The organism is Rahnella sp. PAMC25559 (assembly GCF_050632365.1).
Taxonomy (GTDB): Bacteria; Pseudomonadota; Gammaproteobacteria; order Enterobacterales; family Enterobacteriaceae; genus Rahnella; species Rahnella rivi.
On sequence record NZ_CP192543.1, the window covers coordinates 64,304 to 79,781 of the forward strand.

18 protein-coding genes are annotated in these 15,478 nt (G+C 50.7%); 1 reads left to right on the top strand and 17 read right to left on the bottom strand.

What is annotated here, in order from left to right:
* Positions 1-204 precede the first annotated feature (204 nt).
* Complete coding sequence (gene mutS / locus ACQZQY_RS01495; protein WP_414070453.1) at positions 205-2,751, top strand: DNA mismatch repair protein MutS; 2,547 nt, start codon at positions 205-207, stop codon at positions 2,749-2,751.
* Between the two features lie 118 nt (positions 2,752-2,869).
* Here the strand turns inward: mutS and rpoS are convergent, their stop codons facing one another.
* The 17 genes from rpoS to ACQZQY_RS01580 form a co-directional block, all read right to left on the bottom strand.
* Positions 2,870-3,856, bottom strand: coding sequence for an RNA polymerase sigma factor RpoS (rpoS, locus tag ACQZQY_RS01500; protein ID WP_056772811.1), 987 nt, complete (start codon positions 3,854-3,856; stop codon positions 2,870-2,872).
* Positions 3,857-3,907: 51 nt separating this feature from the next.
* Positions 3,908-4,918 carry a murein hydrolase activator NlpD gene (gene nlpD / locus ACQZQY_RS01505; protein WP_122096431.1) on the bottom strand — a complete coding sequence of 337 codons (1,011 nt, stop codon included), beginning with the start codon at positions 4,916-4,918 and terminating at the stop codon, positions 3,908-3,910.
* A 231-nt stretch (positions 4,919-5,149) separates the two neighbouring features.
* On the bottom strand, positions 5,150-5,776 hold the full coding sequence (locus ACQZQY_RS01510; protein ID WP_056772817.1) for a protein-L-isoaspartate(D-aspartate) O-methyltransferase: 627 nt from the start codon (positions 5,774-5,776) through the stop codon (positions 5,150-5,152).
* A complete protein-coding gene (gene surE / locus ACQZQY_RS01515; protein ID WP_122096432.1) occupies positions 5,766-6,530 on the bottom strand; it encodes a 5'/3'-nucleotidase SurE in 765 nt (254 codons plus the stop codon). The genes ACQZQY_RS01510 and surE overlap by 11 nt, the downstream gene beginning before the upstream one ends.
* A 214-nt stretch (positions 6,531-6,744) precedes the next feature.
* Positions 6,745-7,173, bottom strand: coding sequence for a DNA repair protein (locus ACQZQY_RS01520; protein ID WP_431296480.1), 429 nt, complete (start codon positions 7,171-7,173; stop codon positions 6,745-6,747).
* On the bottom strand, positions 7,130-7,369 hold the full coding sequence (locus ACQZQY_RS01525) for a DNA polymerase V (RefSeq protein WP_431296481.1): 240 nt from the start codon (positions 7,367-7,369) through the stop codon (positions 7,130-7,132). The genes ACQZQY_RS01520 and ACQZQY_RS01525 overlap by 44 nt, the downstream gene beginning before the upstream one ends.
* 110 nt (positions 7,370-7,479) lie before the next feature.
* On the bottom strand, positions 7,480-7,908 hold the full coding sequence (locus ACQZQY_RS01530) for a tail fiber assembly protein (RefSeq protein ID WP_431296482.1): 429 nt from the start codon (positions 7,906-7,908) through the stop codon (positions 7,480-7,482).
* Positions 7,909-7,911: 3 nt separating this feature from the next.
* A complete protein-coding gene (locus ACQZQY_RS01535; RefSeq protein WP_431296483.1) occupies positions 7,912-9,042 on the bottom strand; it encodes a gp53-like domain-containing protein in 1,131 nt (376 codons plus the stop codon).
* On the bottom strand, positions 9,042-9,722 hold the full coding sequence (locus ACQZQY_RS01540; RefSeq protein WP_431296484.1) for a DUF2612 domain-containing protein: 681 nt from the start codon (positions 9,720-9,722) through the stop codon (positions 9,042-9,044). Before ACQZQY_RS01540 ends, ACQZQY_RS01535 begins: the two co-directional genes overlap by 1 nt.
* Positions 9,719-10,918, bottom strand: coding sequence for a baseplate J/gp47 family protein (locus tag ACQZQY_RS01545; RefSeq protein ID WP_431297233.1), 1,200 nt, complete (start codon positions 10,916-10,918; stop codon positions 9,719-9,721). The genes ACQZQY_RS01540 and ACQZQY_RS01545 overlap by 4 nt, the downstream gene beginning before the upstream one ends.
* Positions 10,915-11,268, bottom strand: coding sequence for a hypothetical protein (locus ACQZQY_RS01550; RefSeq protein WP_431296485.1), 354 nt, complete (start codon positions 11,266-11,268; stop codon positions 10,915-10,917). Before ACQZQY_RS01550 ends, ACQZQY_RS01545 begins: the two co-directional genes overlap by 4 nt.
* Position 11,269: 1 nt before the next feature.
* Positions 11,270-12,022, bottom strand: a complete 753-nt coding sequence (locus tag ACQZQY_RS01555; RefSeq protein ID WP_431296486.1) for a Gp138 family membrane-puncturing spike protein — start codon at positions 12,020-12,022, stop codon at positions 11,270-11,272.
* A 90-nt stretch (positions 12,023-12,112) separates the two neighbouring features.
* Positions 12,113-12,601 (bottom strand): type II toxin-antitoxin system death-on-curing family toxin, encoded by a 489-nt coding sequence (locus ACQZQY_RS01560; RefSeq protein WP_414064440.1) that lies wholly within the window; start codon positions 12,599-12,601, stop codon positions 12,113-12,115.
* Positions 12,602-12,611: 10 nt separating this feature from the next.
* Positions 12,612-12,791, bottom strand: coding sequence for a hypothetical protein (locus tag ACQZQY_RS01565; protein ID WP_414064439.1), 180 nt, complete (start codon positions 12,789-12,791; stop codon positions 12,612-12,614).
* Positions 12,792-13,205: 414 nt separating this feature from the next.
* On the bottom strand, positions 13,206-14,090 hold the full coding sequence (locus tag ACQZQY_RS01570) for a hypothetical protein (protein ID WP_431296487.1): 885 nt from the start codon (positions 14,088-14,090) through the stop codon (positions 13,206-13,208).
* Complete coding sequence (locus tag ACQZQY_RS01575) at positions 14,091-15,161, bottom strand: hypothetical protein (RefSeq protein ID WP_431296488.1); 1,071 nt, start codon at positions 15,159-15,161, stop codon at positions 14,091-14,093. It lies immediately after the preceding gene.
* 9 nt (positions 15,162-15,170) lie between these two features.
* A complete protein-coding gene (locus ACQZQY_RS01580) occupies positions 15,171-15,476 on the bottom strand; it encodes a phage baseplate plug family protein (protein ID WP_431297234.1) in 306 nt (101 codons plus the stop codon).
* Positions 15,477-15,478 lie beyond the last annotated feature (2 nt).

Sequence of the window (15,478 nt, forward strand, 5' to 3'; positions counted from 1 at the left end):
CCGAAAAAACTGAAAATCAACGTCTTTACATGGATGCCGGATATTCACGTTTACCGTAAATTGCGTGACGTTACGCATCTTCAGTAAGCAACGTGGTTTTTTACCTCCACTCACGTTAGGATCCGTTGTAAAGTCGTTGCATCAGGCGCTGCGAGCCAACAGGATGAATAAAAATTGAATGAAATCAATAAAAAGCATAACACAATGAGCGGACTGGAAGCCCACACCCCCATGATGCAGCAATACCTGCGTCTTAAAGCAGAGAACCCGGAAGTTTTGCTGTTTTACCGTATGGGCGACTTTTACGAACTGTTTTATGACGATGCAAAACGTGCGTCACAGCTGATGGATATTTCGCTGACCAAACGCGGATCCTCTGCCGGTGAGCCGATCCCTATGGCGGGTGTGCCTTATCACGCGGTAGAAGGCTATCTGGCGAAACTGGTGCAGCTGGGTGAATCCGTCGCTATCGCAGAACAAATTGGCGATCCGGCACTCAGCAAAGGGCCGGTTGACCGCAAAGTAGTACGCATCGTCACACCGGGTACGGTCAGTGATGAAGCATTACTCAGCGAGCGCCACGATAACCTGCTGGCGGCTATCTGGCAGGACGGGCGCGGTTTCGGCTATGCAACGCTGGACATCAGCTCCGGGCGTTTTCGCGTCGCCCAGCCGGACGATCTGGAAACAATGGCTGCTGAGTTACAACGCACCAATCCGGCAGAATTGCTCTATCCGGAAAGCTTTGAAGCCATGCCGCTTATTTCTTCACGCCGCGGCCTGCGCCGTCGTCCTATGTGGGAGTTTGAGCTGGAAACGGCTAAGCAGCAGCTGAATCTGCAATTCGGTACCCGCGATTTGAGCGGTTTTGGCGTCGAGCAGGCGTCTCAGGCTCTGCGCGCTGCCGGTTGTCTGCTGCAGTATGTAAAAGATACCCAGCGCACCGCCCTGCCCCACATTCGCGGCGTGACCATGGAGCGCCAGCAGGATGGCATCATTATGGATGCGGCCACGCGCCGAAATCTTGAACTGACGCAAAACCTGGCCGGTGGGGTGGAGAACACCCTCGCCGCGGTGCTGGATCAGGCCGTGACGCCGATGGGCAGCCGTATGCTCAAACGCTGGATCCACATGCCGAGCCGCGACATCCGGCTGCTGACAAACCGTCAGCAGACCATCAGTGCGCTGCAGGATATCACGGCGGACTTACAGCCCGTTCTGCGTCAGGTCGGCGATCTGGAACGTATTCTGGCACGTCTCGCCCTGCGCAGCGCACGTCCGCGCGATCTGGCCCGTATGCGACACGCTCTGCAGCAGTTGCCGGAAATTCGGGCAATCTTGCAGGAAACTCACGCTCAGCATGTTCAGACGCTGGTGGAGCAAACCGGAGACTTCACAGAACTGGTGGAACTGCTGGAACGCGCAGTGATCGAAAGTCCTCCGGTGCTGGTTCGTGATGGTGGCGTGATTGCACCGGGCTACAATGCTGAACTGGACGAATGGCGTGCGCTGGCCGACGGGGCAACAGATTATCTCGATCGCCTCGAAATCCGCGAACGTGAAAAACTGGGGCTGGATACGCTGAAGGTCGGTTTTAATGGCGTTCACGGTTATTACATTCAGGTAAGCCGGGGTCAGAGTCATCTTGTGCCGATCCACTATGTCCGCCGCCAGACGTTAAAAAATGCCGAACGCTATATCATTCCGGAACTGAAAGAGTACGAAGATAAAGTCCTCACGTCGAAAGGCAAAGCACTGTCGCTGGAAAAAGCGCTGTACGAAGAGCTTTTTGATCTGCTGATGCCGCATCTGTTTGCTTTACAGCAAAGTGCCGGTGCGCTGGCTGAGCTGGATGTACTGAGCAATCTGGCGGAACGTGCCTATACGCTGAATTACGCCTGCCCGACCATGAGCGAGAAACCGGGGATCAACATCACCGGCGGACGTCACCCGGTCGTTGAACAGGTGCTCAGTGAACCCTTTATCTCCAACCCGCTGAACATGTCTCCGGCGCGACGTATGCTGATCATCACCGGCCCCAACATGGGCGGTAAGAGTACCTACATGCGTCAGGCGGCGCTGATCGTTCTGATGGCACATATTGGCAGCTACGTCCCCGCCGAGTCGGCAACGATTGGCCCTGTGGATCGCATCTTCACCCGCGTGGGGGCTGCGGACGATCTGGCGTCAGGCCGCTCTACCTTCATGGTGGAAATGACCGAAACGGCTAATATCCTGCATAACGCCACTGAAAACAGTCTGGTGCTGATGGATGAAATCGGCCGCGGTACCTCTACTTACGACGGCCTGTCACTGGCCTGGGCGTGTGCCGAGAATCTGGCCAGCCGCATAAAAGCCATGACGCTGTTCGCCACCCATTACTTCGAGCTGACCACGCTGCCGGAAAAAATGGAAGGCACGGTGAATGTTCATCTGGATGCTATCGAACATGGCGATACCATTGCCTTTATGCACAGCGTGCAGGACGGTGCGGCAAGTAAAAGCTATGGCCTGGCCGTAGCCGCACTGGCCGGTGTCCCGCGCGATGTGATTAAGCGCGCACGCCAAAAACTGAAAGAGCTGGAAACGTTATCTAATAACGCCGCCGCCAGCAAAGTGGATGGCCCGCAACTGACGCTGCTCACGGAGGAAGTCTCACCGGCAGTTGAAGCGCTGGAAGCCCTTGATGTGGATTCGTTATCACCACGGCAGGCGCTGGAATGGATTTATCGTTTGAAAGAGTTGGTGTAGAAGCGGCAGAACACCAATGAAATGACAGAAATAAAAAACGGCGGAGATTAACCCGCCGTTTTTTTGATGCAAAATCTGATGCTGTATTGCCTAAAAAGTAAATGATTCGCCGAACGAATTACTCACGGAACAAAGCTTCGATGCTCAGCCCCTGTCCCTGCAAAATCTCACGCAGGCGACGCAAACCTTCTACCTGAATCTGACGAACACGTTCACGTGTCAGGCCAATTTCGCGACCTACATCTTCCAGCGTCGCAGCTTCATAACCTAACAGGCCGAAACGACGCGCCAGCACTTCACGCTGTTTTGCATTCAACTCGAATAACCACTTCACGATACTCTGTTTCATATCGTCGTCTTGGGTGGTGTCTTCCGGGCCGTTGTCTTTCTCATCCGCCAGAATGTCTAACAGCGCTTTCTCCGAGTCACCACCCAACGGGGTATCAACAGAGGTAATACGCTCATTCAGGCGCAACATACGGCTGACGTCATGTACCGGCTTGTCGAGTTGCTCTGCAATCTCTTCAGCGCTCGGCTCATGGTCAAGTTTATGCGCAAGTTCACGTGCAGTACGCAGGTAAACGTTCAGTTCCTTCACGATGTGAATCGGCAAACGAATGGTACGGGTTTGATTCATGATCGCCCGTTCAATGGTCTGACGTATCCACCATGTCGCATAGGTAGAAAAACGGAATCCACGCTCAGGGTCAAATTTTTCAACCGCACGGATCAGACCCAGGTTACCTTCCTCGATCAAATCCAGCAGTGCCAGACCGCGATTGCTGTAGCGGCGGGCAATTTTAACCACCAAACGCAGGTTACTTTCAATCATACGGCGACGCGAAGGAACATCTCCACGCAGCGCACGTCTTGCAAAATAAACTTCCTCTTCTGCCGTAAGCAGAGGGGAATAACCGATCTCACCAAGGTACAGTTGAGTTGCGTCCAGCACTCGTTGGCTTACAGTCTGCGACAACAACTCTTCTTCAGCGTCGTTATCGGCAGTCTCTTCGACTGTGGCTTTCTCGTCAAAGGCTTCAGCGCTGTTCTCATCGAAATCTACATCATCATGTAACTCGTTAACTTTCAGCGTATTCTGACTCATAAGCTGCTCCTACCCGTGGTCCCGAGGGCAGAATTTAAGACTCTGCCCGAGTTATCGCTGCGGAAGATAACGCAGCGGGTTTACGGATTTCCCCTTGTAACGAATTTCAAAATGCAATCTTACTGAACTGGTTCCGGTGCTACCCATAGTCGCTATTTTTTGTCCCGCCTGCACTTCTTGTTGTTCCCGGACCAGCATTGTATCGTTATGTGCATAGGCGCTCAGGTAATCATCATTGTGTTTGATGATGATTAGATTACCGTAACCGCGAAGAGCATTGCCTGCGTACACTACACGCCCCGAGGCGGTGGCGACGACAGACTGTCCGCGCGAACCTGCAATATCGATCCCCTTATTTCCCCCTTCAGAAGCAGAGAAATTATCGATAATTTTCCCGTCGGTCGGCCATTTCCATGTGGAAACCGGACCGCCATTATTTGCTGGAGTGGCGACGGGAGTGCTGGCTACGGCAACAGGTGTGGTAGTAGTAACTGCACCTGATGAAGGCAACATCTTACCTACATTCTGTTTACCAGAAGATTCAGAATACGTGGTAGTTGGTTGAGATGCAACCACAGAACCTGTGAGCATTCCGCCTGTCGGCACTTTAGGAACACCGCCAGAAGTTGCGTCTGTAGCGGCTAAAGTTCCCCCCGTGCTGGCAGCAGAAGAGACGTTATTTATCTGGATATTTTGGCCAACTTCAAGGCTGTAGGGCGCGGCGATATTGTTACGCGCAGCAAGGTCCCGGAAGTCGTTGCCGGTGATCCAGGCGATGTAAAAAAGGGTGTCGCCACGCTTCACCTGATACGTGCTGCCACTGTAGCTGCCTTTAGGGATAGCGTTGTAGCTACGGTTGTACACAATGCGTCCACCGGGGGCGACCGCAGGAGCATTTGGCGTCGCTGAATTCGGAGTATTCTGACTACCACCGCCGCCGCCATTGACACTACTGATGGGTGCGGATGTGGTTGAATTGTTCGAACATCCCGCCATCCAGGCACTGATAAACGTACAGACCGCAATGCGGCTTAGTGTTTTTATTGGGCTTCCCGTGCTCATATTTCCCCCGTTACGGCAATCTCAGAATAACGCTTTAACCTCGCACACCGCGCCAGATGGCGCTTCTCGTATCATGTCATACCGTGCGGGCAGGCAACACGCCCACTCAGGTCAATTCCTGAATGCGCCGTGCCATAAAAAACTGTAGTGGATGCTATCAACATAGCCAGTACAGCACCATATAACAGTTGTATTTAAATTTTAAGGGGTTAGTCCTGCCGGATGTCTGAATCAGGCCAGTTCGCCTTTCACCAGCGGGACAAAGCGAACAGCTTCAATCGTCTCGGCCGTGAACTCATCACCGCGGCGGGTGATACGTTGCAGGATCTGATTCTCTTCGCCGACAGGCAGAATCATCACCCCGCCGTCATCGAGTTGTTTCAGCAGGTCTTGGGGAATTTCAGGAGGAGCAGCGGTGACAATGATGGCGTCGAACGGCCCACGCGAAGGCCAGCCCAGCCAGCCATCTCCGTGACGCGTTGAGACATTATGCAAATCAAGTTGCTTGAGGCGTCTTTTGGCCTGCCACTGCAACCCTTTAATCCGTTCAACCGAAAAGACATGCTCTACCAGATGGGCCAGAATCGCGGTCTGATAACCGGAGCCGGTGCCTATCTCAAGCACCCGCGAAGAAGGCTCAAGGCGCAGCAGTTCAGTCATTCTCGCCACGGTATAAGGCTGGGAGATGGTCTGGCCGGAGCCAATCGGCAGCGCTGTATTTTCATAGGCTTTATGCTGGAACGCCTCATCCACAAAGCGCTCACGCGGCACCGCCTCAATGGCATGCAGCAGTTTCTCATCATGAATGCCCTGCTGCCGCAACTGTTCCAGCAGGTTATACATTGGCTTATTCACCATTCGCGCTCACCCCGGCTCTTTCCAACCATGAGACTACGACATCCTGAGCCGCATAGGCGGTTAAATCTACCTGAAGAGGCGTGACTGAAACGTAACCTTGTGCAACAGCAGCAAAATCTGTGTCAGCGGCGACATCAAACTTATCGCCCGGCGGGCCGATCCAGTACATATCCTGCCCGCGGGGATCCTGCTGACAAAATACCTTTTCGGCCGGATGTCGGCTACCACATCGGGTCACGCGGATGCCTTTGATCTCGGATAAAGGCAGATCAGGCACGTTAATATTCAGAATTTTGCCAGTACGTAATGGCTCGCGGGCCAGCGCCCTGAGAATGCGACAGGTGATGATAGCGGCGGTGTCATAATGCTGATGTCCGTCGAGTGATACCGCCAGCGCAGGAAAGCCCAGATGGCGCCCTTCCATGGCCGCCGCCACAGTACCGGAGTAGATCACGTCATCGCCAAGATTTGGCCCGGCATTAATACCCGATACCACGATGTCCGGACGCGGACGCATCAGGGTGTTCACACCGAGATACACGCAATCGGTGGGCGTGCCGTTAATCACGGCGGTATCGCCGTTGGGATAGGACTGAATGCGTAACGGGCCGTCCAGCGTCAGCGCATTGGATGCGCCGCTGCGGTTACGGTCAGGGGCTACCAGCTTCACGTCAGCAAACTCACGCAGCGCGGACGCCAGCGCCTGAATGCCGGGAGCCAGAATACCGTCGTCGTTACTCAGTAATATCCGCATTTTTGAAGTAACCTATTGGTATTTATAAGGGATGTTTTGAGATTCATCTTTTCTTATCCGGTTATTTATCCTGTTCCAATCAGGCTACTCATTTTTGCTGCTTATAAAGGAAGGGATTTCAGCGGGTATTCTATCGGCATGGAAGGCCGAGTGGTAGGCGTAAATTTCTTACTCTGTTTCTATGCATTAACAAGTATGGAAACAACAACATTATTCAAATGCACGGCGTATCGTCGAAGACATCGTTTCTCATGTCCAGTATTGCGTGTGTGATAACCCCCTCTACCTCAATTGCATCATCCACGAATTCGTCCCCAAACATGATGAAAGTATCTTTATCGATTAAAGATTCAAGCCCTCGCCGCAAGATAGTCACCAGACGCCATACCCCGAGCTCACCATCTACTCTGGCAAGTAGTAGATGACCATCCACTGGCTTAATCGAAGAGTCGATCACCAGCGTAGAACCTGCTTTTATACTCTGCCCTTGATACCGGTCAGTAACGTATAGCCGGGAGGATGGTCCGCCATAATGGCAAATCTCATTTAGATTTATGCCTGCTTCAACGTAATCAGCTGCTGGCGATGGAAATCCCATGTCAAAGGCCTCCATTTGGGTTGAAGATAGCGAATGTTCTGGCATCACCCTCCTCTGTTGATATGTCATGGAAGGTAGTTACCCGCTCCTCTATCCACTGGTTCGCTTCGCGCAGTTCCCAGACCCAGTTTCGCTTTGCGAGCTCTGCCACGAAATCTACTGTGGTGACGGTCCTCCGGCCTTTATCACTGATCTTAATTGCATGCCTAAAGGCAACCTCGATTTCATATCTTCTCGGCATAACCACCTCACAAAACACTGTTCATGCATACAGTATAATCATGAGTGATATGCGAAGGAAAGTCCGATCAGCCATATTACTTAAATGCCACCGATCGGAAATTGAGAAAGCTATGCGTTTGGCTGAGTGGGCCATTTGATGTCAGGTGCCTTACTCGTATCGACCGCCTGTACTGCTTTTATGTACGCAATCCATGCTGTCAAACTTGCCTTGTCTTCATCGCTGATATCACCCAGCAACAGTTCTGACTGCCAAATGCTGATTGTCTGTTTTGCGGCTGAAATTAATTGGGCCTTAGTCTCTTTAGCCTGAGCCACTAATTCATCGTGAGTTAAGGCGGGTACATCGCCCCAAGTCGGTAATTTGTTATCACCGGCAACTCTAACCTTACCTTTAGGGGCTTCTGCCGTGAATTGTTGAAATACTGAATCCTCTACGTCAATCCCATCTTCCGGCCATGATCCAGCAGCCTTATATTCATCTTCAAGTGAATATGGATAAAAAGCGTTATCTATTGCGCTGTATAAATACTTTCCCATTTGTTAATCCCCTATTGCGATATATGCAACTGACGTTCCTGATACGGCTCCGCCATTGTAATTCCAGGTGGTCGTCCTGAACTGAGTTGTTCCTACCGGCACGCAACCAATGATGTTTGGGAAGGTTGTATCTTGCTGTGTAGCGACAATTGACCGGCATGCAGTTGGGAATGGAATAGGAAAATTAATTATCGTATTCCCGGATGTGGTGGTAGAAAAAACACCCATCTGAACTATTTTGCCTGATGGCAATTTGAACCATGTTGTTGATGATGTGAACGAGTTCATGTCAGGGACTTGGTTTGCACCTGTACCCAGCGCAGCCAATGCCGCCGTTCCCAGCCCTAAATTACTTCTCGCAGTTGCGTAGTTTGGCAAATCTGAAAGATTGTTCGTTTTCTGCATCGCGCCAGTAATGCGAGTGTCGTCGCCTGCGGCAACCGTCCCTGCTCCGGCACCCACGTCAAGAAGTGCCGCTCCCTTTAACCCCATATTAGATCTAGCTGTTGAGTAGCTTGCCAAATCTGAAAGGTTGTTTGATTTCTGCATCGCCCCTGTTATGCGGGAGTCATCTCCAGCAGCAACCGTTCCTACCGTGACGCCCACATCTAGCAATGCTGCGCCCTTCAGCCCCATATTAGATCTGGCAGTTGAATAGCTCACAAGGTCTGAAAGGTTGTTAGATTTTTGCATCGCCCCTGTAATACGCGAATCATTGCCAGCAGCGACTGTCCCCGCCGCAGCTCCAGTATTAAGCGTTGCCGAGTTACCTAATCCCAGATTCGTTCTTGCCGCACTTTGAGCTGCTGTACCAGTATTTTTAATCTCAACAAGATTATTAGTTTTCTGAAGGAAATCATTTGCACTATTAGCTTTAAGCGCAGCAATTAGGCTGGTTATTAAAGTCGCTGTATCGCCGTTATCTAAAACATCATTCCCACTCGCATTTGCAATAAATTGCGCCAGCACGCTTGCCATGACCGTTCCCTGACGCAGCGCTTTGTTAACTTGGGCAGATGAGGCTTTACCTGCTGTAAAGCCGGTAAGAAGCGCCGCAAGGGCTTCGTAATCAGCCTGGCTCGTCACATTGGCACCGTTACTGATACCGAATGGTTTAAAGTTATTTGCTGCCATTATAATTTCTTCTCCCATGCGCCAGTGTCGAATCCGGCTATGTAATCGTTATCCATATCGAACCCGAAAAATTTATTGCCTACTGACGGGGTTTCAACGGAAGGTGTTTGTATATCTCCAGCCCATACCCCGGCAGCTTTTACTGTCAGGTATCCCTGCCGGATAGCGGCAATAAGCTCAAGCGAAACGTCGGAAATATCGACTTCAGGGAAAACCCAAACTGAAATCGTCATGTCCTGGTTATCCACGATCTGCATCGTTAAACCAGAACCAGCCAGAGCCGTGTCGAGAATTGCTGGTAAGGTTTCGTTTGTGCCATTCCAATGGTTAATCGCAATTTTCGCTTTGAGGACAATTCGGTAAACATCATCGCTCAAGTTCATAAATCCAGCGTCAGGGTCATAGGGTCCTTGCCATACCCCCTGATCGAATCCCAAACCGTCCGTATCGAAGGAAAAATAAATGCCTGAAATTGGCTGACTGACCACGCGCGTTCTGCCAATCCATTTGCCGAGAATATCCAGCTGCACGCCGACCGCTTCATCAATATCAAAGTCGGTAATAAACGCTGTTATTGCGTTTCCGGTATCGCTCAGTGGTCGGGTAATCAGGTCGATATGGTCAACGAAAAGCGGCTTTTGGCTGTGGTAATTGGTAATAAGGTCGGTGTATTTACTCATGGAATCACCGTGATGATGATATTGCTCACGTCACAGATTGCCGATTCGCTGTAATCGATGATGATATTTGCCGCGGCAACCGTCCCCGCACTTTTCCCGATCTGCAAACTGGTGATGTCGTAATACCTACTCTCTCCACCGCTTACTACGCCAAGGTTTGCCGGTGAATAAACCCGACTCAGTAAGACGTCATCACCGATGGTCAGCGCGTTTATGTAGGCGGCTATTGCGTTTTGAATATCAACACCAATTTGCGAGGTGTAACCAGTGAAGGCCTGAATGGTGATGGCGATAAATATCGGTACCGGTACCGGCCTGTTAAAACCGATTACGTGCGGATTGCCGTATTTGTCAGCGACAGTAATTTGCGTGGTGCCATTCGGAGTAACACCCTGCCCTTTTTTCAACTGGATGGTTGTCGCAATTTCGTTCGCGTCGCCGCCGTCGATAACCGCCGTGATCGAGTGTGGCGGCAGGCCGTTGGCATCCACCGCGCCAGTATCGTTCTCATAGAGTTTGTGACGTGTCACGCCCGAAATATTCGCAATGGCACCATCAAGCGCATCAAAAGGCGTTATCGAGGCCAGCGCAACGCTCTGCGCCTGTCGAATACGCAGCGCCGCATCCGTCTCAGCCGCTGTACCCACGGTGGCCGCACTTGGGTTCGTGACCGACACCCAGCCGCGCGTTGGCGTGTTGATACCTGTAATCGTTCCAGCCAGCGCAGCAACAGCACCAGCCGTCGCACAGGTCGCGGTCACAATAACCGTCCCCCCGGTGCCGATCACCACCGATGCTGGCAGCGTCCAGATGATGTTGTTGGCATCCTTCGCGGAACCGTTAGTTATCTCCAGTCCGATGGTGCCGGTTATCAGCAGATCAACCGCTGAGTTATTTGCCGGGTCGCGGGCAATGCCATTAATTTTCACGTTGCTGGCGAGCCCATTTCCGAAACCGGTCGTCGGTGAGAACGAGTTATAAACGGCAATGGCCGTGTTGTTCGCGTCGTGGATTGCCAGCGCGTACAGTGCAATCATCTGACCGTCTTTTCCGTCAGGCTCCAGATAGGCGTCGGTACCGTAAATCTGTTGAAAATATCCGGTCACCGTCGAGAGGATTGTCTGATAATCGGGCGCACTGATCCCGGAGGCGGTCACCGTAGCGGAGAGCCCCAGCGTATCGAGATTGAGCATTATGCCTCGCTTGTGAAAGTCGTCGCCCCGTAGATGGTGTCTATGGTCGCCGTAAAGGAAACGCGCCGTGTTCTGCTATCTACGGCCGTATCAAAGGAGATAATTGAGCTGACACCCTGCGTCTGCAGAATGTGCTGGCGGATAGCCAGGTTGTAAACGTCAGGGTTTTGCTTGCCGAGAACGGACTGGATGTAGGGAGTACCGGCGGATGTGTCGAGGAACCATTGTCCGCGCCAGAGCAGGAAGCGAGTTTTGACCGCCTGCGCCACCGTCTCCGGTGAGTTAATCAGAAATGTGTTATCTCCCCGTCCGAACGTGTAATCGCCGTCAGCGTCTTCGCGTCGATATCGCATATCAGTTCACCTTATTGGTATTCCCGCTGCCCGTCTGGACGCCGCCATGTGTGTGCTGGTCGCTGATGTCTTTACCGTTCGACGTCAGAGTGCCAATGAAATTGATCGCACCGGTAATCTTCGCCGCAAGGCCGCTGGCGGTTGATCCAACCATACCCGCCATCCACGTCAGAAGACCTTTGATGGTGACGGCAGCTGAGAACGTGGAAAGCGGGGATGTAACATTGAATCCGCCTGGTGCGACAATATTGATCGTCTGCGTGGCTGGATTAAGTTCGAAATACGTTGAACCGTCATCACTGCGCATCTGCGCGGAATTGGTGCTGATACCGCTGATTTTCTGCGCCTGTGACTGCGGACCTACAATGACGAATGCATCCGAGGTATCGTGCTGGCGCTGATCAACTGCATCGCCGGTACCGCCGCTCTGGTACCAGAAATCTATGCATCGATCAGAAAAAATCACCAGGCACTCATCACCGGCCTTGATCGGGAACGTCAGCGTGACACCGCCACCGCGCGGAAATATGACCGGAAGGTCTACCAGCAGGGTTAGTCCCTCAGTCGATTCAGCACCAGCCTCATCCGGTACCGATCCGTTAACTGCAGGCTGCACAGTACAGGTCACCGTATCAGGGTCGAAAGATTGGATGATGCCAGGCACGGCCACCCGCAAAGTACTGCTGAGGTGTTTGCCCATTGCTTTCAGCGCCTGCGACAGGTCACCGCTTAAATCATGTGAAGGAATTGGCATAAAAAAACTCCATAAAAAAACCCGCTCGCGGCGGGTTCAAAGGTTCATTAGTGCAATACCGCAACTTAGCGCGGTTTGTGGTTAATACGACTATAGAACCTTGATCACAGTTATTCTTCTCTTTACCACGGTTCGTACGTTTGAAACTGGCTCACGGCAAAGATTTCTTGTGTCATATGTACGCGACCAATAACAAAGCCAATCTTCTAACTCTTCACAGGTATATTCCTTACAAGCCAGACCTTCAGCCATGATAACAATATCATCGCTTGGTGCTGTAAGTTCATACCCATTTAGCAATAGGAATACATACCCAGCCATCATAGCTGTTCGTTTATTGGCGTTAGCGAATGCGTGGTTTTGTATCAAACTTTCGATGAGAGCAGCAGACAGGACAAACATATCGACTGTCTGCTGATAGTATTTGATTTGACTTGGCCGAGATTGTGAAGAACCAAGTCCGCCGGGGTTGATGACTTGGATAGGCTCATTGGGTGTTTGAGCCTCGATAAGCTCTCTATTAATGTCGATCAGATCATCAACAGAGAGATAGTTAATCCCTTCTACAAACTCAGCCATAGGCGTCTATTTACACCTTTGAGAGATCTTCCATTGCTTTTTCATAGCGTGAAAAACCAAAGTCAAAAGCGTTTTTGACCTGATCTTTGTGGGTAAAACCTTCGCCTACTGCCGCTCGTGGCAATGCAATGTTGCTTTTGTCACGAGACGGTATAAGCAGACGCTCAGCCTTTCTCAATGCGTGACTCATGCTTTTATCCTCGTATAGCTTAGCTATAAATATATGTAAAACAATGTATTAGTGTTTGCGTCGTGGATTATAACCACGTTTATGAACATTTAGTGTATTACCTATATGGTAACTCTTCAATATATGGTTGCATTTCGATGGCCTGTGATAGCCCTAAAAACGCCATAAAAACGAGTAAAACGGGAAGGTACCAGCACATGCTTTAAAATTGCGCCTCTCTACGTCGATTCTGCGGCGCTTTAAGTGCTATCAAAAAAAAGCAAAATTTACACTTCTCTTATTTCCCATAAGAATCGAACAAGTCATAAGCACTAATAGCTAAATCCTGCCATCATAACTGGCACATCTTCGCACACATGCAAACTAGCAAAAGTCATTGCTATCGTTAGTTGGTTGGCACAACAGAGGATGATGTTACTTAACCTTCAAGCAGTCGAACGTCCCATAAGTGCGCGGCGCATCCATACTCGCTTGAAGTATCTGCGCATTCAGGAACGCTTTCCCGTTGCGCTTGATGTACTCGAGGCCATACAACTGGCCGTCTTTTGAGGACTCAACGACCCATTCCATTTTGACATTACCAAGTTCACCGGTCACACCACCGCCATTCCCCAGCTGTTTAATTTTTTGTGTTTCAGGTTTATCGCCGTTTATACGGGCCCATCCGTCTGAGGATGAGAGATCGATTGAGAATGGTCCACAGCTTGCTTTGTAATTCAAACCAAGATTTTTGCCTGAATTTGCTGTGCTGTTTTTGTCGTAATCTTCTTTGGCAACCTCATTCATTCTCTGATAAATAGCATCTTTACGGGATGATAACTCATTCAATTTGCGGATGAAGTCTGCTTGAGACACTTCGCCAAGCCCCATAGCCTTTCTATCAACTTTATAATCGTTATAAATATTTGAAACTACTGCTTGAGAGGAAAGTTTTTCGGCTAGACTATGTGCAAAATTTAGATAATTAAGTGGTGAATTATCAGTTACATCAATAGCTCTTACGCCACCAGTTCCATATTCATGATAAGCAGCATAAAATGCAGGAATATTTTCTGGTTTTTTGTTGACTGACTGAATCAATCCCTCTGCGCTACAGGCTTCTCCATTCCAATCGATCAGAGACTTACCACCACTCTTCCATGTTTTACAATCATCAGCAGCTAAAATTAAGACTGGTTGCCATCCGGGCCTTTTTTTATATGAAGCATTTGAGCTAAACCCGCCGCTTGCACAACCAGAAAAAACGATGGCAGATAACAACAAGGCCATTAAACGCATGTTTCTTTTACTATTGCTCACTTAGTTCCCTCCTGAACGAGATAAGGTGCTTTGGCTGATTAAATCCGCCGAACCACGCGCGAAGCACATCATATCCATGTACCAGGCCTGCCCTCTTGTATCCCCAGTATAAGATATCGACTGAACAATATACACACCATCTGTGGCAATACTGGCCGGAGGAATGCTGGCAACGCCGGTCACCACCAGATTGCCATTGTCGTTAATCTCAGTAATGCGTCCGCCGGACATCTGAATGTCATTTGACGACAGCGACGCACGATAAACTGACGTCTGATCCAGCTCTATCAGGCCATGCACACGAATATTTGGATTGATCAGACAGCGGACGTTCACCCCACCGCCCATGGTCTGCTGCGGCATGCCGATCAGGCCCGTCTGGCTATTGAGCACAATGGCTTCATGAATGAATTTATCATTCGCAACCATTTGCACCTGACCGTCCACTATCTGCCAGGTTGCCTTGCACTGCTGAGCCACGTTATCCATGACGTCATGCGCCATCGCATACATCGAACGTCCACGCGGGTATACCGTTGTAGGGAATTCCGGCACCAACCCCGCTGTCACGCCAAATGGCGCAAAATGCGACATAGTGAGGTCATACAGGTCTTTCACCGTGTAACCTTTAGCCAGGGTCGTATTCATCACAGCGCCCATCAGCGCACGGTGCCCGTCGATGGCCTGGATGATGATAAACGTGTCAGTGGGATTATCTCGCCCGGTTACCGAGAACCGAATTTCCCCGTTATAGATTTCTCCAAAATTCTGGCCGTTGGTCTGCCCCACCTGCGAAGAATCGACGGTTGTTGGTTTTCCAACCTGACTGGCATCGACAGCTGAGGCTATCCCTTCATAACCGGCGATGATTTTTATCTTCGAAAACTCAGCACCGAGGATCCGGCTATTAGTGTTCTGGGATAGGTTGTAAATTTTGACGGTGGCCACGCGGGAGAACTTAATGTTGAACCACTCAATGTCAAAAGTAACTTTGAAGTCCGACAGGCTGATCCCCTTGCCGTTATCATCGAGCAACTGTATTTCAAAATGACGCTGCCAGTTCTGGCTCATGGGTATTCCTTAACTTTGCACGATATAAAGATGGCTGCCATTTCCGAGGTCAATTTTCGTCGGGTATTCCTTCGTGGAGTCGTCGCATCCCACGTAAAGCGAGAACCCAAACCCCATAAAAGAATACTGCGCCAGCAGGTCGACACCGGTGACCAGGGGAATGCCGCTGACCATCGGGTTACCGCCGCTGTCCTGCATATCCATGATCCAGCCAGCTGCATCACGCCAGAGCAGACGCATTTTGTAGGTGGTGTCTGCCAGGCTGATATTGAATTGCTGATTGTCCGGCGAGAGTGGGATTTCGCTGATGCTGATCG